This is a genomic window from Paenibacillus ilasis (assembly GCF_043195395.1).
GTDB lineage: Bacteria > Bacillota > Bacilli > Paenibacillales > Paenibacillaceae > Paenibacillus_AQ > Paenibacillus_AQ lautus.
Map to the genome: position 1 here is coordinate 88,305 of NZ_JBHDJG010000002.1, position 19,041 is coordinate 107,345.

Annotated in this window: 14 protein-coding genes; 8 read left to right on the top strand and 6 right to left on the bottom strand. The window is 53.0% G+C overall.

Annotated elements, in window-relative coordinates; all coding sequences use genetic code 11:
• Nucleotides 1–2,256, top strand: a complete 2,256-nt coding sequence (locus ACETK5_RS20675; RefSeq protein ID WP_394057564.1) for an FAD-dependent oxidoreductase — start codon at nucleotides 1–3, stop codon at nucleotides 2,254–2,256.
• Nucleotides 2,257–2,419: 163 nt separating this feature from the next.
• Here ACETK5_RS20675 and ACETK5_RS20680 read toward each other — a convergent pair whose 3' ends face one another.
• Nucleotides 2,420–3,304, bottom strand: a complete 885-nt coding sequence (locus tag ACETK5_RS20680) for a LysR family transcriptional regulator (protein ID WP_394057566.1) — start codon at nucleotides 3,302–3,304, stop codon at nucleotides 2,420–2,422.
• A gap of 110 nt (nucleotides 3,305–3,414) precedes the next feature.
• Between ACETK5_RS20680 and aroC the strand changes: the two genes are divergently transcribed.
• Nucleotides 3,415–4,473 carry a chorismate synthase gene (aroC, locus tag ACETK5_RS20685; RefSeq protein ID WP_394057568.1) on the top strand — a complete coding sequence of 353 codons (1,059 nt, stop codon included), beginning with the start codon at nucleotides 3,415–3,417 and terminating at the stop codon, nucleotides 4,471–4,473.
• Nucleotides 4,474–4,868: 395 nt separating this feature from the next.
• Here the strand turns inward: aroC and ACETK5_RS20690 are convergent, their stop codons facing one another.
• From ACETK5_RS20690 to ACETK5_RS20700, 3 genes are all read right to left on the bottom strand, one after another.
• Nucleotides 4,869–5,993, bottom strand: coding sequence for an NADH:flavin oxidoreductase (locus ACETK5_RS20690; protein ID WP_394057570.1), 1,125 nt, complete (start codon nucleotides 5,991–5,993; stop codon nucleotides 4,869–4,871).
• Between the two features lie 116 nt (nucleotides 5,994–6,109).
• Nucleotides 6,110–6,421 (bottom strand): ArsR/SmtB family transcription factor, encoded by a 312-nt coding sequence (locus ACETK5_RS20695; RefSeq protein WP_326111810.1) that lies wholly within the window; start codon nucleotides 6,419–6,421, stop codon nucleotides 6,110–6,112.
• 121 nt (nucleotides 6,422–6,542) lie between these two features.
• Complete coding sequence (locus ACETK5_RS20700) at nucleotides 6,543–8,063, bottom strand: flavocytochrome c (RefSeq protein WP_394057572.1); 1,521 nt, start codon at nucleotides 8,061–8,063, stop codon at nucleotides 6,543–6,545.
• A 402-nt stretch (nucleotides 8,064–8,465) separates the two neighbouring features.
• On the opposite strand from ACETK5_RS20700, the gene ACETK5_RS20705 reads away from it, so the two are divergent.
• On the top strand, nucleotides 8,466–9,032 hold the full coding sequence (locus tag ACETK5_RS20705) for a TetR-like C-terminal domain-containing protein (RefSeq protein ID WP_100539618.1): 567 nt from the start codon (nucleotides 8,466–8,468) through the stop codon (nucleotides 9,030–9,032).
• Between the two features lie 112 nt (nucleotides 9,033–9,144).
• Complete coding sequence (locus ACETK5_RS20710) at nucleotides 9,145–10,914, top strand: oleate hydratase (protein ID WP_394057574.1); 1,770 nt, start codon at nucleotides 9,145–9,147, stop codon at nucleotides 10,912–10,914.
• Nucleotides 10,915–11,024: 110 nt separating this feature from the next.
• Here the strand turns inward: ACETK5_RS20710 and ACETK5_RS20715 are convergent, their stop codons facing one another.
• Entirely contained in the window at nucleotides 11,025–11,243 is a 219-nt protein-coding gene (locus ACETK5_RS20715; protein ID WP_100539620.1) for a helix-hairpin-helix domain-containing protein, read from the bottom strand.
• 315 nt (nucleotides 11,244–11,558) lie between these two features.
• Here ACETK5_RS20715 and ACETK5_RS20720 point away from each other — a divergent pair, with 315 nt between their 5' ends.
• Both ACETK5_RS20720 and fhuB read left to right on the top strand, forming a co-directional pair.
• Nucleotides 11,559–12,593, top strand: coding sequence for an ABC transporter substrate-binding protein (locus tag ACETK5_RS20720; protein ID WP_394057576.1), 1,035 nt, complete (start codon nucleotides 11,559–11,561; stop codon nucleotides 12,591–12,593).
• Nucleotides 12,590–14,695: a Fe(3+)-hydroxamate ABC transporter permease FhuB gene (gene fhuB / locus ACETK5_RS20725; RefSeq protein ID WP_394057578.1), complete on the top strand. Its 2,106-nt coding sequence runs from the start codon at nucleotides 12,590–12,592 to the stop codon at nucleotides 14,693–14,695. Before ACETK5_RS20720 ends, fhuB begins: the two co-directional genes overlap by 4 nt.
• Nucleotides 14,696–14,828: 133 nt before the next feature.
• Here fhuB and ACETK5_RS20730 read toward each other — a convergent pair whose 3' ends face one another.
• Nucleotides 14,829–15,761: an ArsR/SmtB family transcription factor gene (locus ACETK5_RS20730; protein ID WP_394057580.1), complete on the bottom strand. Its 933-nt coding sequence runs from the start codon at nucleotides 15,759–15,761 to the stop codon at nucleotides 14,829–14,831.
• A gap of 147 nt (nucleotides 15,762–15,908) precedes the next feature.
• Between ACETK5_RS20730 and ACETK5_RS20735 the strand changes: the two genes are divergently transcribed.
• Both ACETK5_RS20735 and ACETK5_RS20740 read left to right on the top strand, forming a co-directional pair.
• On the top strand, nucleotides 15,909–18,698 hold the full coding sequence (locus ACETK5_RS20735; RefSeq protein ID WP_394057581.1) for a glycoside hydrolase family 2 protein: 2,790 nt from the start codon (nucleotides 15,909–15,911) through the stop codon (nucleotides 18,696–18,698).
• A 199-nt stretch (nucleotides 18,699–18,897) separates the two neighbouring features.
• On the top strand, nucleotides 18,898–18,981 hold the full coding sequence (locus ACETK5_RS20740) for a putative holin-like toxin (protein ID WP_220687457.1): 84 nt from the start codon (nucleotides 18,898–18,900) through the stop codon (nucleotides 18,979–18,981).
• The last annotated feature ends 60 nt before the right edge of the window (nucleotides 18,982–19,041 follow it).

The window sequence follows — 19,041 nt, forward strand, 5'->3', positions numbered from 1 at the left end:
ATGAGAAACGAAACGGAAGTAAGCGACATAACGGTGATTGGCGGCGGTTTGGCAGGGGTCTGCGCGGCGGTGGCGGCCGCCAGGCTCGGACAAAAGGTAGCGCTCGTACAGAACCGCCCGGTTCTGGGCGGCAACTCCAGCAGCGAGGTGCGCGTATGGGTATGCGGCGCGACGGCTCACGGGATCAACCGCTATGCCCGGGAAACCGGCATTATGGGCGAGATGTTCGTGGAGAACCAGTACCGGAATCCGGACGGCAATCCGTATCTATGGGATTTGATCGTATTGGAGACCGTGCGAGCCGAGCCGAACATCACCCTGTTCTTGAATACGGACGTGCATGAGGTAGAAGCGGACGGAGATTCTAACGCGCGGCAGATCCGATCGGTTACCGGTTGGATGATGGGCTCGGAGCGGCGCATCCGGTTTGAGAGTCCCGTGTTCCTGGATTGCACGGGGGACGGACTGGTCGGCTTCCTGGCGGGAGCGAAATACCGGCTCGGGCGGGAAGCCCGCAGCGAATACGGGGAGGAATGGGCGCCGGAGACGGCGGACGATGTGACACTCGGCAGCACGCTGCTGTTCTACACGAAGGATGCCGGACACCCGGTGAAATTCGTGCCGCCCGTCTTTGCCAAGGATATTACGCAGACGCCGATCCCGATCAAGCGGGTCATCCGCAGCGGCGACTCGGGCTGCCATTACTGGTGGATCGAATGGGGCGGCGAGCTCGACACCGTGCATGACAATGAGCGGATCCGCGATGAGCTGTGGTCAGTCATATATGGCATATGGGACTATATCAAAAATTCCGGTAAGTTTGATGCCGCCAATATGACGCTGGAATGGGTCGGCGCCCAGCCGGGCAAGCGGGAATATCGCCGTTTTGTCGGCAACTATGTGCTCACGCAAAACGATATTATGGCCCAAGAGCCGTTCGGGGACCGGGTCGCCTTCGGCGGCTGGTCGATCGATCTGCATCCGCCGCAGGGCATGTACGCCGAAGAGAGCGGCTCGAAGCATATGCATGCGGACGGGAATTACCATGTACCGTTCCGCAGCCTGTACTCGGCGAACGTGGCCAACCTGCTGTTCGCCGGGCGCAACATCAGCGCCACCCACGTGGCCTTTGGCACCACGCGGGTGATGGCGACCTGCGCCGTCCTGGGCGAAGCGGCCGGCACGGCTGCGGCGCTGTGCGTCCAGCACGGCATCACGCCGCGGGAGCTGTCGCGCAGCCGGAGCGGGGAGCTTCAGCAGACGCTGCTGAAGCAGGATGCCTCCGTACTCGGGGCAGTAAACCGCGATCCGCTGGATCTGGCCCAAAGCGCCAAGGTCAGTGCATCGTCCCACCTGTCCAGGATCGCGATCGAGGAAGCGGAGGCGTCCTATCCGCTGGAGCGGGATATCGCCGTGCTGATGCCGGCCGAGCCGGGCCTAAGCGGAGAACTGGAATGGCTGGTAGATGCGGAGCAGGAGACCGACATGACGGTGGAGGTTTGGAGCACGGGACGTCCAGAGAATTACGTGCCGGCCGCGTTGGAATTCCGCACCTCTGTCCGCGTCATGCCGGGGCTGGGACAGTGGGTCCCCGTCCCGCTGGATTGGCAGCCGGGAGAGCCGCAAAACGCCTTGATCATCGTGCGCAAAAATCCGGTTCTGACGCTGTATTTGTCGTCTAAGCCGATGAGCGGGCTGCTTTCCTTCGAACGGGGGACGCCAGCCCGCGTCTCCAAGGAGCTGGAAGACCATGATGACAGTCAGCCGGTAGTGGAATGGAGCATGAAGGGGCTGGTCCGCAAGCTGTTCTGCCTGAGATCGGCGATCGACTCGAGGGCGTATCTTCCGGAGCATGTCATTGACGGCTATAAACGTCCGTTCGGCGGTCCGCATATGTGGGTATCGGAGCGAATCGCAGACGGGGAGACGCCTTGGTTGAAGCTGGAATGGGGGGAAGTGCAGACGGTCCGCGAGATTCACCTGATCTTCAACGATGATGTTAACGAGGATCTGATCAATCTGCACCATCATCGTACGCCGTTCGACATCATTCCTGAGCTGGTCCGTGCCTACAGACTAGAAGCGTTGGATTCGGAAGGAAATTGGATCACGCTTGCCTCTGAGGCGTTTAACCGCCGCCGGAAAAGAGTCCACCATTTGGAGGAGCCTGTTCCTTGCACGGCGCTTCGATTGGTGGTGGAGCGCACGAACGGCACGGACTATGCCGAGGTTATTGAAGTGAGGGCTTACGGTTAGTTTTCAAAGCTAACAGCTACCTGTGTATTCAACAGGTGCCAGCTTGGACAGGATTTGATGAGCAGCAAGCTTATATCTGCTAAACCGTTAGTCAATACAAACGAAGCAAAGGCAGCCGTTCATCCGGCTGCCTTGTTCAGTTGGGAATGTCGGCGGAAGATCGTCAATTCTGCTGCAGCATCTCCAAAAATGCCCCTGCCGCCAGCGATGGCGACTGCTGCTTCCGAACGGCGACGCCGATATATCGATCCGGTAACGGAGTGTCTGTTCGAAGCTCCAACAAGGAACCGTCCGAGATGCGGGGCGAGACAAAGGCCCGCGGCAAGAAGGCCGTTCCATAACCGCGCTCGGCAAATTCCGCTAACATGTCCAGGCTGTTCAACTCGAAGTCGGCTTCCACTTCCACCCCGTACGATCGGAACCACCCTTCGATGAAGGATCGCGTCGAGCTGCCGGGGGATAGCATCAAGAGGGGGAGCTCCGTCAATTCTTCCGTCCGTAGAGGCCTGCGGGTCCAATCTGTGAAGGCCGCTCCGACCACGGCGCAATAAGGCGAGGTACGGGAGTCGATGATATGGATTTCCTCGTCCGATACGGGAAGGTGAACAAAGCCGAGATCCAACGATCCTTTCTTTAAACGCTCCACGATGCTGCTTGTTCGTTCCTGTGACAGCTGAATGCGGATGTCGGGATAGCGGGCATGGAATCGGTCGAGCAAGGAGAGAAGAAAGTCCTTAACGATGGCCCCGTTCGCGCCGATCCTTAGCCTGCCTTCGCCGAACTGCTTCAGCTTCTTCAATCGGCGCTCGGCTGAATCGAGTTCGTCGAAGGCTTGCCGGACATGCTGATACAGGGCTTGGCCTTCTTGCGTCAAGCGGACGCCCTTGGATAACCGGTCGAACAGCCCCACGCCGAGGGCTTCTTCCAACTGCTTGATGGCATAACTAACAGAGGGCTGTGTCATATGGAGGTTATGCGCAGCTTTCGTGAGATTGGAAGTCTCTGCAGCATGCAGGAACACTCGATACCATTCCGTGTTGGCGATCATTTGTTATCAATCCTCTCTATGGCAACTGTTGATTATTACGATTTCATTTATTTCAAATATACCTCTAAACTGAAGGATATGGAATCGAAATGTTTACGGGAGGTATGAACATGGCAGGAAGTACGTTTGGAGAGCGGTTGAAAATGACTACGTTCGGGGAATCACACGGAGAAGCAGTGGGCGTCATTTTAGAAGGTGTCACACCGGGCGTTGAGCTGGACGAGGCCTACATTCAGATTCAGATGGATCGAAGAAGGCCAGGGCAATCCTCCGTTACAACTCCCCGCAAGGAATACGATAAGATCCGCATTTTATCTGGTCTTTTCGAGGGGCGAACGACCGGGACGCCTCTGTGCATTATGCTTAACAACACCGACATGCGCCCGTCGGCTTACGATACAATCAAATCAACCTACCGGCCCGGGCATGCGGATTTCACGTATGAGAAAAAATACAGCATCCGCGACTATCGCGGCAGCGGAAGAGCTTCGGGAAGGGAGACGGCTGCGCGAGTGGCAGCCGGAGCCGTGGCGCGCAGGCTTTTGGAACGTCGGGGCGTCTCCATCATGGCTTATACGACGGAGATTGGCGGCATCCGATGCGAGCAATTTGACGCCGATGCCATCGAACGGAATGCCGTTCGCGCGTGTGATCCCGAAGCGGCCGTTCGCATGATCGAGAGGATAGAACGACTGGCCGAAGAGGGCGACAGCTGCGGGGGGATCGTCGAATGCCGAATTAGCGGCATTGCCGCGGGACTGGGGGAACCCGTATTCGACAAGCTTGACGCCGAGTTGGCGAAGGCGATGTTGTCTGTCGGCGCGATTAAGGGCATTGAATTCGGGGCTGGCTTCCAAGCGGCCTCTATGCGGGGAAGCGAACACAACGATCAGATGGACGCGGGAGGGTTCAAGACGAACCATGCCGGCGGGATCATCGGTGGTATCAGCACCGGGGCGGACATCGTGTTCCGAGTCGTCGTAAAGCCGACTTCATCCATTTCTATCCCTCAACAGACGGTCGATGTAGACGGCAACGAACGGGAGATTGAGACGATCGGCAGGCACGATCCATGCATCTGTCCCCGCGTCGTACCCGTGATTGAAGCGATGGCTTGCATGGTCCTCGAGGATCATTACAAGCGTCAAGCCGCCTTGCGGGACGAATAGCACTGAACAGTATGGATGAAGCCGGCCCGAGAGCATCAGCAGTGTCGTCATCTTGCCATCGTTATTTTGGACGGTACATTCGCCACGTTGATTCTTCGGAACGGTCCGTTGAATTGAGCTGGCAGGGGCCGTTCCATGAGCGGCCTGTCTTCCAAGTCAGCGGTAAGAGCTAGTTACTATACAGCAAAAAAAACCGGAAGAAGACTGAAGTCTTTCTTCCGGTTTTTGATTTAAGAGATAAGAAAGTATAATCATCCGAGGCTTAGCATCCTTATCTCGCAAGAAAAACTTCCGCTAAATGCGGTCTGTCTATTGTGAAAGTACGTCGATAGACGTTTTTCTTATATTTAAAGATTCAATGCGGCTTTAAGTCCAGGGGGAGGACTGATATCGCATTAAACCAGGGTTTTCAAGGAATCCGGCGTGAATGGTGCCAACTCGTCGAAACGTCCGTCTCGAACTTTAGCCGCCCACTCCGGATCGGCCAGCAGGGCACGGCCTACGGCAACCAGGTCAAATTCATGTTCCTCAAGGCGGCTCAGCAGCTCCTCGAGGTCCCTCTGGCCGGCACCCTTACCTTGGGTGAAGAGGCTGGTAAATACTTCATCGAGGCCGACAGAGCCGACTGTGATGACCGTTTTTCCAGTCAGTTTCTTGGCCCACCCAGCAAAGTTCAGGTCAGAACCTTCGAATTCAGGCTCCCAGAAGCGGCGGGTGGAGCAGTGGAATATATCGACACCAGCGTCAGACAGCGCGGTTAACAACTGTCCCAGCTTTTCAGGCGTATCCGCCAGCTTGGCTTCATATTGGGTCGTCTTCCATTGGGATAGGCGGATGGCAACAGGGAAGTCAGGACCCACTGCTTGACGGACTGCTTTTACCACTTCGATCGCAAAGCGGGCACGCTTCAGCATGTCGCCTCCGTATTCATCGGTACGCTGATTCGTTCTTTCCCAGAGGAATTGGTCGATCAGGTATCCGTGGGCACCATGAATTTCGACGCCATCAAAGCCAAGGTGTTTGGCATTCGCAGCCGCATCGGCATAGGCTTGAATAACCTGCTCGATTTCATCCTTGGTCATCGGTTTCGTGACGATGTTGCCGTCCAGGTCAAGTCCGGATGGTCCGATCGGAAGTGCTTCCGGATTTGGCTCGGCTCCTATTGGTCTTGTCATGCCGATGTGCCAAATTTGCGGCATGATCTTACCGCCGGCTTCATGGACCTGACGGACCACCTCGGCCCAGCCGTTCAATGCGGCCTCTCCATGGAAATTAGGTATATTAGGGTTATCGGTAGCCGCCGGGTGGTTAATCAGCGTTCCTTCGGTAATGATCAATCCGACGCCGTTCTCCGCACGCCGGCGGTAGTAAGCGGCCACATCCGGGCCCGGAACGCCATTCGGGGAGAAGCCTCGGGTCATGGGAGCCATCACCACACGGGAAGGAAGGGTAAGGTTACCGATGGTATAGGGCTCGAATAGGGATGCGGTAGATCGGACGCTTTGATTTTGGTTGCTCATGTATGGAATCCTCCAATATGTTTAATATGCTTTTCTGTATTTTCATAAAAATAGATATATATGATAAAAAGAAAGAGCTTTTAAGCCTAATCTTCAGGTTGATTTGCTTTTTAAGCTTAAAGCTCTTCCTTGAGTTGTTCGATAAAACGCTGAATGCCCTCCTCATTACGTCTGTAATACGTCCACTGGCCCGCTCGATGGGATTCCAGTAGACCAGCCTTTTGCAATTTGACGAGGTAGCCAGAAACGACCGACTGAGCGAGTCCTGTTTTTTCTGAAATGGAGCCCACGCAGATACCGCCATGAAAATCACATTTGGAAGGCATGTGCTCCTGCGGATCAAAATGTTCTTCCGGGTGCTTCAGCCACTCCAGGATTTTGAAACGGGACTCGTTTGATAGTGCTTTGATGGTTTGTAAGGTATCCATACGTTTATTATATCTATTTTTATAGAAATGTAAATATGGTTTTTGAAAATGATGGCTACCGGAGGATCAGGACGAGACCGAGCGTTTGTTGTTTTGCCGAATGAAAGATGCCGGCTACAGCTTACCGTGCTCCTACAAATTCAGCCGATTTAATGCCGGCTTGGCGGCCGAAAATAATGATCTCGGCAACGGAGTTACCGCCGATTCGATTTTGACCGTGCAATCCACCTGCTAGTTCGCCAGCTGCGAACAATCCGGGAATTGGCTTGCCGTCTTTGTTCAACACTTCCGTGTTCGTGTTGATTTTTACGCCGCCCATGGTGTAGTGAATACCGGGGGCGATTTGGATGGCATAGTACGGTGCGCCGGACAATTCGTTATCCATGCCTGTCGTTCTGCCGAATTCGGCATCTTCTTTATCCTTAACCGAGCTGTTCCATGTATCCAGGGTAGCTTGGAGCTGATCGGCCGGAACATCCATTTCTTTGGCCAAAGCCTCGATGGTATCGCCCTGAATAACAAAGCCCATTTTTTCATATTGCTGAATGGCTTTGACGCGGGATTTTACACCGGAATCGAACACAAGATAAGCCGATTTTTCAGGAAGCTTATGGATGGCGGCGGTGACGTTATCCCGAGTATCCAGCTCGTTTGTGAAACGTTTGCCTTGGCTGGACACAAGGATGGCCCCTTCTCCCCGAACGGCTTCCCCGATCAGATAAGATTTTTCCTGCTGCACCGTAGGGTGAACCTGGATTTGATCCATATCGACCGTAGTGCCGCCGAGTTTTTCAATCATGGTAATGCCGTCACCGGTGCTGCCTTCTTGGTTGGTGGTCACGTAACCTTTCAGGTCGGACCGAACTTCGGAGATCATGTCCATATTGGCTCCGAAACCGCCGGTTGTCACAACGACGGCATCCGCTGCAATAGTTTTCTCGTCTTTCCCGTTGAAGATGACTTTGACGCCGTTAACTTTGCCCTCTTTTTCCGTAATATCCGTTACCTTGGCGTTGACGAATAGCGGAATTTCTTGTTCTTGTACATTTTTCACCAGACCGTTGACAAGGTATTGTCCTACCGCCGAGCCGTCCTCAGGACGGTGCGTGCGCTTTTCGTTCATGCCGCCCGTAATGGTGATATTGTTCAACCGAATCCCGATGGAATCCAGCCAATCGATTGCGCTTGCCGAATGGTCAACGAAGAAACGAAGCATGTCTTTGTCGTTGGTTCCATGACCGCCCTTTAAAGTCTCTTCATAAAATAAATCGTTGCTGTCCTTAATGCCCTGTTCTTGTTGGAACTTGGTTTCGGAAGCATTCATGCCCGAAGATGATTTTATGGTATTCCCGCCGGCAATCGGCATTTTTTCAAAAATGACCGGGTTCATGCCTTTTTCTTTTGCCTCAAGGGCAGCAGACATACCGGCTCCGCCTGCACCGACGATGATGATATCATACTTTTCTTTTAGCTGATCGATCGGCGTATACCCGGTTTGGGACGCACCCGAAACGGCCGTATCTGGGGCTTCTTCTTTTTTTGCGTTGTCCTGACTCTGATCCTGGGTCCCGCCGCCGCATCCCGCGATGGCGAGCATGAAAGAGAGAATGAGTATAAGCGTTGCTGCAACCTTCTTTTTCACTGTGTAACCCTCCACTTTCTCTACATCTGTTTAGTTGACCATAAAGAGCCAAACGAAAAAGGAGGTTTAACGTAGAAAAACGAGAAACAAAAGGGTGTGCGAGCGTGGCCTTTATTCTTCGAATCTCAGATCTTCCCCGGTTGCCTCCCTCCGTCAGCCTCGTTAGGTCCACTTCATTTTAATATAGGGCTGTTAATTAAGTGGTGAATTATTTCACAATATAAACTTAATTTTTATTTACAACGATGCCATCGGGTTGCGATTTTCTCGACTTCTGCGCATTCCCAATCTATTTGCCTTCATAGGGTCACCGCTTTTTCGCGTTGAGTTCCTTTATAATGAAGGTGTATCGTCTGACTAATGGCCTTTGTGAATGATTACGCTCTGGATTGGAGGAGTTTTATGGCACAAACAACAAAAAAAGCGCTTGCCCTATCGCTAAAAAAAATGCTTGAGAAAAAAACGCTTGATAAGATTACCGTCATTGATGTTGTCGAGGACTGTGAAGTGAATCGGCAGACGTTTTATTATCATTTCAGGGATATTTATGATCTTGTGGAGTGGATTTGCACAAGCGAGGCTACCATAGCGCTGGATGGCAAGAAAACGTATGACACGTGGCAGCAGGGCCTATTGCAAATATTTGAGTATGTGCTAAAAAACAAGGCGTTTGTGACGAGCGTCTATCATTCGATTAAACGAGAGCAGCTGGAAAGGTACCTATTTAATGTAACGTATCATCTTTTGATAGGGGTTATTGAGGAAAAGGCCGTTACGATGTCGATCAGGGATGAGGATAAGTCGTTTATCGCTGACTTTTATAAATATGCGTTTGTAGGGCTGATGCTGGATTGGATTGCTAAAGGGATGAAGGAAGAGCCCTCTGCGATTGTGGACCGGCTGAGCATTTTGATTCAAGGCGATATCTTTTTCGCGCTGGAAAAGTTTAAATTGCACCACTCTCATTAGACAATATTAGCCTTGTGTCGAAAGTTTCGACATTAGGCGGACATTGTCTATGGGAGACCTCCGAATATTTTTTTATGATGTAGTTGCTAGAATCAATTCGGAGGTGACGGGAATGTATTATAGCAATGGAAATTATGAAGCGTTTGCCAGCCCGGAAAAACCGGTCGATGTCGACAAAAAATCAGCGTATCTGGTTGGAGCCGGTTTAGGCTCTCTGGCAGCTGCGTGCTTCCTCGTGCGCGACGGCCAAATGAAGGGAGAGCGGGTCCACATTCTGGAGGAGCTTAGTCTTCCCGGAGGTGCCTGCGACGGAATTCATGACAGCGATAAAGGTTTTATTATTCGCGGTGGTCGGGAAATGGAAGATCATTTTGAATGCTTGTGGGATTTGTTCCGTTCCATTCCGTCTCTTGAAATTGAAGGCGCATCGGTTTTGGACGAGTTTTACTGGCTGAACAAGAAGGATCCGAACTACTCTCTAATGAGAGCCACGGTTAACCGGGGCGAGGATGCCCATACGGATGGGAAATTCGCTCTGAGCGAAAAAGCTTCGCTGGAAATCGTGAAGTTATTCTTTACTCGAAACGAAGATTTGTATGATAAGAAAATTACCGATGTATTCACGGAGGATTTCTTTGCCTCGAATTTCTGGCTTTACTGGAGAACGATGTTTGCCTTTGAAGATTGGCACAGCGCCTTGGAGATGAAGCTTTACATTCAAAGATTCATTCACCATATTGGCGGACTGCCTGATTTTTCCGCGTTGAAATTTACGAAGTATAACCAATATGAGTCATTGATTCTGCCCATGATGAAATATTTGCAGGCGCATGGCGTTCATTTCCAATATGATACGACGGTTACGAATGTCGCATTTGATATTCAAGGCAATCAGAAGGTTGCCAAGCAAATCGTATGTCTCCGTGGCGGCAAAGAGGAATATATCGATTTGACGGAAGATGATTTGGTGTTTGTAACAAACGGCAGCTGCACGGAAAATTCCGCTTCGGGCGACCATCACCGCGCGGCTGCATACAATCGTTCCACAGGCGGCTGCTGGGAGCTCTGGAGAAATATCGCCAGGCAGGATCCATCCTTTGGGCGTCCCGATAAATTCTGCACGAATACGGAAGAGACAAACTGGGAATCGGCAACCGTTACGACACTTGATGACAGAATCCCGCCTTATATCGAGAAAGTATGTAAACGCGCCCCGTTCAGCGGAAAGGTCGTAACAGGCGGCATCGTGTCCGTAAAGGATTCCAAGTGGATGATGAGTTATACGTTAAATCGCCAACCGCATTTCAAAGAGCAGCCAAAAGATCAGCTTGTGGTATGGGTATACGGTTTATTCACTGATGTTCCGGGCGATTATGTCAAGAAGCCGATGAGAGAATGCACAGGCGAGGAAATTACGATGGAGTGGCTGTACCATCTGGGTGTGCCTGTTCATGAAATTCCTGACATGGCTGCGAACTCTGCACGCTGCATCCCCACCATGATGCCTTATATTACGGCATTCTTCATGCCGAGAACAGCAGGAGACCGGCCGAAAGTAGTTCCGGACGGTTGCGTCAACTTCGCTTTTATCGGGCAGTTTGCCGACACGGTTCGCGACACCGTATTTACAACCGAATATTCGGTCAGAACGGCAATGGAAGCCGTTTACACCTTATTAAATGTGGACCGCGGCGTGCCTGAAGTATTTGGCTCCTGCTACGATGTCCGTGTACTGCTGGACTCCACTTCCAAAATGATGGATGGTAAAAAGCTAACCGATTTGAAGCTTCCGTTGATCATGAACTTAATAGAAAAGCAGGCTTTGAAAAAAGTCTCCGGAACCGTCATCGAAGATTTACTGAAACGGTATAACATCATTTAGTCGAAGTCGCAATGTCAAAGATGATATGGAATATGGAACATCAATGAGCGCACCAATCCCAGGATTGGTGCGCTGCTTTATTCTACATGAAGAACTTGAGCCGTGTTTATTTATTCTTTGAAGGCTAGGCCCTTCTCGGCAAGAGCTTCGCGCAGTATTCTGATCGCTTTGGGTCCTACGCCGTGAAGCGCCAGCAGCTCTTTCTCGGATGCTTGGGTGAGGTCGGCAAGCTGACGATAGCCTGCAACGATAAGGGCTTGCCGTGCAGGTTTGCCGGCCTTAACGGGAAAGTCGCTCTCTGCAGTAGGAGCGGGGATTTTTTCACGCATGGGGATCCCTCTCTTTTCGGTTATTTTGTTAATGCGGATACAAGGCACAAGAATGAATGAATAGTAGAGGCTGAATCTGTAGGAATAATCAGTAAGATTATGGTATACATCAAATGTTCTGTAAAGTTTAAATCCTATGTTCATGATAGATGGACAGATTCATGGATGGTTCAGACAATCTTCATAAATTCTATTGACAATCTTAATGAGAATAATTATCATTGTGCTGAGTGTTGATAATGATAATTGTTCTCAATAATTATTATTAATAAACAATATCTACAATACATAGAGGGTAAGAGGGGGAGAAATTCAATGCGCAGTATGAAGGGGCTCGTGTTTATCGTATTGATATTTGCTTTGGTTTTAGCCGGTTGTGGCGGGGGCGCGGCATCCAATGAGGGAGGCGGCTCCACCGCAGCACAGAATTCGGATCAAGGGGCCGCCCAGAGCGGGGATAACACCGAAGCCACGCCGGAGACCCGAACCATCAAGCACGCCCTGGGCGAGACGAAAATTACGGGCGTTCCGAAGCGTATCGTGTCGCTGGAATGGCTTTACGCGGAGGATGTCCTTGCGCTCGGCGTTCAGCCTGTCGGCATTGCAGATATTGAGGGGATGAATCAGTGGGTAAACATTCCGGTGGAGATCGGTTCGGACGTGACCGATGTCGGCACTCGTCAAGAGCCGAACCTGGAGCTTATCGCTTCCTTGAAGCCGGACCTGATCATCGGTTTGAAATCGAATCTTGAAGCCGGCTATGAAACTTATAACAGCATCGCGCCTACCTTGGTGTTTGACCCTTATCCGGTCGAGGGACAAGGGGATCAATATGAAGAGATGGTTAATACCTTCAATACGATCGCTGACGTGCTTGGCAAAAAAGACGAAGCCGCGAAAGTGCTTAGCGATCTGGATCAAACCTATGCCGATGCCAAAGCCAAGCTTGAATCTGCGGGCATGACAGAAAAGCCGTTTGCACTCGCGATGGCTTACAGCAACCAGAATGCGGTGACGTTCCGGATTTCGACGGACAATTCCCTGGCGGTCAAAATTTTGGAGCACATCGGGCTGACCAACGCCCATAAGCCCAATCAATTTGAGGTGTACGGATTCACCACTGCGGACGTAGAGGCGCTGCCGGCTCTTCAGGATGCCAATTTCCTGCATATTATTCAGGATAGCGATAACGTCATCGAGAACCAATTGAAGGACAATCCGGTATGGAAAGGTCTGAACTTTGTTAAAGAAGACCGCGTGTATGCGCTTGGCGGTGACATGTGGCCATACGGCGGCCCATTGTCTGCCCAAACCATGGCCCAGAAGACAGCTGATCTGCTCACAAAATGAGTCTCGGCAGGAAACTGGCACAGGGCTCCGCGCCGGTGAGCATCCATCCAGCCCCACCCGTTTCCTCAGGTAGGGGCTGGAAGCCGTTATGGATGCTGGCTGGAGGCCTTGTAGCTCTACTATTTCTCACGTTTATCAGCTTGACGCAAGGGCTAGCGAATATATCCGTCAAAACGGTGGTGCAGGCCTTGGTGTCTCCGCAGGATATTGCAGACCATCATCTCATCCGCAGCGTGCGCCTTCCCCGAACGGTGATGGGCCTATTATCGGGCGCCGCCTTGGCGGTGTCGGGTGTGCTTATGCAGACCGTCACGCGCAACCCGCTCGCATCGGAGACGACGCTTGGCGTGAATGCCGGCGCTTATTTGGCCGTTGTGGCGGGGATGATCTTCTGGCCGGGACTGCTGCATCAGTATGCCCTTCCTTTGGCTGTGGCAGGGGGAACACTGGCGGCTGTCGCCGTCTATGCGCTGGCGGGAAAAACGCAAGGTTCACCCTTGCGGATTGCATTATCCGGGATGATTGTCACCTTGGTTTTATCCTCCGTTACGAGTGCGCTGGTGCTGCTGAACCAGCAAACGACCCAGGGGATTTTTCTGTGGGGCTCCGGCTCGCTTATTCAGAATGACTGGGATGGCGTAGCTTTTTCATGGCCGTGGATCATTGGCGGATTGATCGTGCTGTGTTTGGCGGTACGTCAGTGGGACATTCTGACTCTTAATGAAGAGTCTGCACGTTCCCTTGGTCAAAAAGTCGGCACCACCCGCTTGCTTGCGATGGGGGCAGCCATTGTGCTGGCCTGCGTGACCGTGAGCGTGGTGGGTCCGATCGGCTTTATCGGGCTGGTCGCTCCCCATTTGGTCCGCCTATCCGGGGTGGTCCGGCATGCGGGGTTAATTCCCCTGGCTGCCTTATGGGGCTCGGCTCTGCTCGTCGGGGCCGATACGGTGGCCAGAATGTTCATAAACGCCTACGGTGAGCTTCCGGTCGGGGCCATTACGGCCATGATCGGAGCCCCGTGCCTCATCTGGCTGGCCATGCGGGTATCCCGCTCGTTGATTGGAGGGCGCGGGTCTTCCGGCGGATCGATCATGGCGGGCACAAGCCTGCGCCGAATTCCGTACCCGGTCTTGGTAACGCTGTTCAGCGTGCTGCTGGTGCTGGTCTGGGTATTCAGCCTGATGAGCGGCAGTCTGCGCATTCCCTTCACGGAAGTGCTGGCTGTGCTTACCGGAGGCGGCGAGGCGATGTATCGCCAAATTCTGCTGGAGTTCCGCCTGCCGAGGCTGCTCACAGCCGGCTTGTCCGGCATGGCGCTGGCCGTTAGCGGCAGTCTCCTGCAGAATGCGGTCCGCAACCCGCTGGGGGATCCCCAGGTGATCGGGGTAACCAGCGGAGCTGGTGCGGGCGCACTGCTCCTGATGATCGGCTTTCCGCAATTGTCGGCTGGCTGGGTACCGGCCGGTGCGGTTCTCGGAGGGTTGGCTGCAGCCGCGCTGGTATACGCGGTGTCCTGGAAAAGAGGACTTCATCCGACGATTCTTACGCTGGTCGGCATTGCCGTCGCCGCGCTAGGTTCCGCCATCATCAATCTGATGATCATTCATGCCAAGGTCGACGTAGCGCCGGCATTATCCTGGATGGCGGGAAGCACGTATAACCGGGGCTGGACGGAGGTGCAGCGGATTGTTCCGGCGATTCTCATCCTGCTGCCTTTGGCGGCATGGCTCGGACGGAAGGTGGATCTGTTGACGTTCAGCGAAGAAAGCTCCACCGGTCTTGGCCTTCATGTACGGAATACCCGGATGTATGTCGCCATCATTGCGGTGCTGTTGGCTTCGATCGCCGCAGCCAATGTCGGCTCGGTCGGCTTTATCGGACTGCTTGCGCCGCATGCCGCCAGAATGCTGGTTGGGGCCCGCCATCGGCAATCGATGGTCATCGCTGCGCTGCTCGGCGGAATTTTGCTGGCTGGGGCAGACTGGATCGGGAGGGTGGTCATGATTCCGAAGGAACTGCCTTCGGGTATCGTGACCGCGCTTCTGGGTGCGCCGTACCTGTTATATTTGATGGGGAAAACCAATAAACTGAAAAAGAAATAACCGTCGTGTGTTGAAAATCCAAAAAGGCTATTCCATAGTCGCCAAGAGAGGTGACATGGGATAGCCTTTTTTTGTACTCAATCGGTGATTTATCAGATTTGACTTGCTTGGCTTCTCTGGCTGTGGTCGGCTGTTAGGCTTCCGTGTACCGCACAAAAGACAGGATGATATCCTGCGGATGATCTCCGAAACCCGAACCATATAGATTCAGGCCGTTCGGGTGCTCGGCGTCTTTCTTCACTTCAAAGCGGACGCGGATCGGCCGGTTGAAGGCAAGCTCCAGCGAATCGATGGTCGTGGCGCTGGACTCGTGGCCATTGACCTGGCTGCCTTGCTTGGTTACACGCCATTCTGTCAGCATGCCGTACTCACTGCCGCTTCTCCATTTATCCGGGGTGAGTTTCCCTTTTCGATCACCAAAATCACCGGGACTTATCCAAGTGCCTACAGGGAGGTCGTTGATGCTAACGGTGATGTCGGATGGCCAGTCCTGCTGGAAGGAAGGCGCCTCGGAGCTAAGCTCCGCACGGACGCTCAGTTCATCGAGAGCCGCTCCGGGAGGCATCGGGTTCGCAAAATAATATTCGATATATCCTGATCCCGAGAACCAGAGCAGCGCAGCCTCTGTCCGTTCCGGCATATAAAAGGCGCGCGGATCGTCAGGCGATCCGATCAGAGATCCGTCCCGAGCTGCCATGCCGCAGGTTGGCTCGATATAGCAGCGGGAGAACATGCCGATCGGCATGTGGATTTCTTCCGTGCGCTGCAGCCCCTCGCCCGGCTTCGAGGGCAGTTCGAGAAAAATGGAGCGGCAGGTGACGGCGCAGATTTTTTCCCGGTTCGCTCCTTGCGAAGAGACGATCAGATCGGCTTGCTCCAGCATCTGGACATTAATGGATACCGTAGGCTGCGCAATCCCAAGCGACTCCGCCAACTGACCGACACTCATCGGTTTATCGCCGAGCGCTTCAAGGATGCGGACACGGACATCACTGGATAGGGCTTTGGCCACTTCCACGATCCGGGATGCCGGATAACGGTTGGTTTCCAGCTTCGATTCGTTCATAATCCCCTTCCTTTACTGAAGAGTTGTAGTAGCTCCAAGTGTACAATAAATTTAGCATATTGTAAAAGTATAATGTACATTGCAATTATTATATATAGGTGCTAGAATAGGGGCAAATTCAGAAAAAGGAAAGGTTGTGTTCGCTTCATGAAGACTTCTGTAGCACCCTCCATTCATACGGAAATTCCGCGCGCGGAGTACCCCAGGCCGGATTTTGAACGAAAAGACTGGTTGAATTTGAACGGCCAGTGGTCGTTCCGGCTCGCCCCGGAAGGATCGGATGATGTACGACAGCAAACGGGTACGGGCACCGATGGTTACGCTGCTGCCCTGCAGGGCGGAGACGCCAGCCTTTTTACCTCAGAGATTACGGTGCCGTTCTCTTGGGTCAGCCCTTTGTCCGGGATTGAGCGCAACGAGAAGGGGGTAGGCTGGTATCGTCGATCCGTGAAATGGGAGCCGACCCGGAAGCAGTCCCGAATCTTTCTGCGGTTTGGCGCCGTCGATTATCTCTGTGATGTATGGGTCAACGGCAAGTTTGTCGGCTCGCATCAAGGCGGCTACGGGACCTTTGAATTTGATGTGACAACGGTTTGGGATACGGCAAAGGACAATACGATCGTTGTCCGTGCAGAGGACTTCGACCATAATTACCAAGCCCGAGGGAAGCAGGGGTATGGCGAGATCAGGGGCATTTGGCAGCCGGTTTGGCTGGAGGCCCGGCCGCAAACCTACATGGAGCAAGCCATCTTTACGACTTCCATTGACGGTCAGATCGAGTTGAAATCCAAGATCCAGGCTCAAGAAGCAGGCGTAGTGACACTCCAGCTCTCGTTTGCGGAGGGCTCGGTTACGCATCAGGTGGAGTGGGAGCTGCAAGAAGGCGCGAACGAACGGACAACGGTGTTCCAAGTCCACGACCCGCGGCTGTGGAGCCCCGAAACCCCTCATTTATACGAAGGGGAGCTGCGTCTGGCGAGTTCCTCCGGCGAAGATGTCGTTCATACTTATTTTGGCATACGGGAGATCGGAACGGCGAAGTTCGGCGAACGAGATTATCGCTGGATTACGCTCAACGGAAAGCCGGTCTATTTAAACGGAACGCTGGACCAATCCTACCACCAGACGGGATTCTTCACCTACCCGACGGATACGGAGATGCGGGACGAGATCTATCTGATGAAACGGCTTGGACTGAACTTCGTGCGGATTCATATTAAGCCGGAGGAGCCCCGCAAGCTGTATTGGGCGGATAAACTCGGAATTCTGGTGATGGAGGATATGCCATGCTTCTGGGGTAATCCGGATGAAACAGCACGTTCTGCCTATGAACGCGAGGCGCTGGAAGTGATTGAACGGGACCGGAATCATCCGTCGATTTTTTCCTGGGTCATGTTTAACGAAACTTGGGGACTCCGTACGGATAGCGAGTCCGCCGGCCTGACGGGCGGCGAAGGACAGCATCGGTATTATCTTCCGGAGACGCAGGAGTGGGTAAGGGAGAAATACAGATGGGCCAAGGAGCTGGACCCGACTCGGATTGTGGAGGACAATTCTCCATGCGCTTACGATCATGTGGAGACGGATATCAACACGTGGCATTTTTACATCAATGGGTATGAACCGCTGCGCAATCATATCGAGGAGATTGTCCAGAAGACTCATCCGGGATCCGAACATAACTATATCGGCGGCAATCAGCAAGGCGACGCTCCGCTCATGAACAGCGAATGCGGAAACGTGTGGGGAATTGACGGGGGAGCCGGGGACAGCGATCTCGCGTGGCACTACCGTTACATGCTGAACGAATTCCGGCGCCATGATAAGCTGTGCGGTTTCGTATTTACGGAATTCCGCGACGTGACAAACGAATTCAACGGCTACTACCGTCTGGATGGGACGGACAAAAAATTCGGGTATGAGGATTTTGTGCCGGGCATGACGATCGCCGATCTGCACACGCCGGACTTTATCGTGATCGATGCACCGCCTTGCCAGACGCTGGACCAAGGGGCTGAGAAGACCATACCGCTGCTGCGTTCCAGTTATTCGGATCAGTACCATGGACAGAAGCTTATTCTGGCTTGGGAATTATCCTATGATCAGCTCGGAACGAAGGTTGTAACTGATCAAGGGACCCTGGAAGTGGCCTGGGATGGTTACGGTGTTGCGCCACTAACGGAACTCAAACTTCGCATGCCGAAGACCGATGCAGTTGCGATCCTCGGAGTTCGTCTCTTAAATGCAGCGAACGGTGTGGTAACGCGCAACTTTACAACGTTTGATGTGCGTGGCGGAGAGGGACTAGGGAACGATGGAGTGGAAGGCAGAACCGTAAGCATCCCGGTTAACACATTCCGTGAGCAAAGCTTCAGCTACATGTGGGAGGCGCTTCAAGGCTCCAAAGTGAATGGCGGCGGAGAGGGCCGATTCGTCTATGAGGTGCAGCTGCCGGATCATGACGAACAGCGGCTGATCCGCGATATCGAGATTTTCTTTGAGGCCGGCGCGAAACGCTTATTGGCCAGAAATATCGAGGGCGCGCGGCATCGCACGCACGGAATCGACTTTATGCACGGGGCTTCGGCGGATGTGGAGTATAACCCGAGCACTTACTATATGACGGATGAAGAGCTGCATGAATCCCGTATTTCCGTGTGGGTGGACGATGTCCAAATCGGTGAGGCTGTGCTCGCGGATGATCCTGCCGATAGCCGGGGCGTGCTGTCGTGGCACTATCAGCCGGTCCATAATCTTCTGGAAGAGGCCGGTTCGTACGGATACCTGTGCCAGGCGCAGGTTCCGGGTAGACTCGCGGCTGAGCTTGACCGCAAGCGCAGCTTCCGACTGGAGCTGCGGGCCGAGAAGGGCGGCATCAGTCTGTATGGTCGGAATGCAGGGCGTTATCCGATCGATTTGCTGGTGCGGTGTCGGTGATCATATATAAATGAAATGGGCTGCCTGCAAGTAGCAAATAACTACTTGTCGGGTTGCCCCTTTTTTTGGAGGTTTCTTCTTTTATTGGGTTTCCATACGGGATTTTCGTATTTTAACATCTCAATATGTTATAATTTTCCTAGTACAATATACGGCTGTAAGGGCGGTCGGCTAATCTCCCAGAAGGGAGGTGATGCCCATGGAGGTCAAAGATGCGCTTTCCTTAATGTTCATGTTCGGCATGTTCATTTTGGCATTGCTCACCTACATGAAAAAGAAATAGACCGCCCTGGTTAGGATAACGGTCTATTTCCGACCCATCTTACGTGGCCGACTGCTCTTT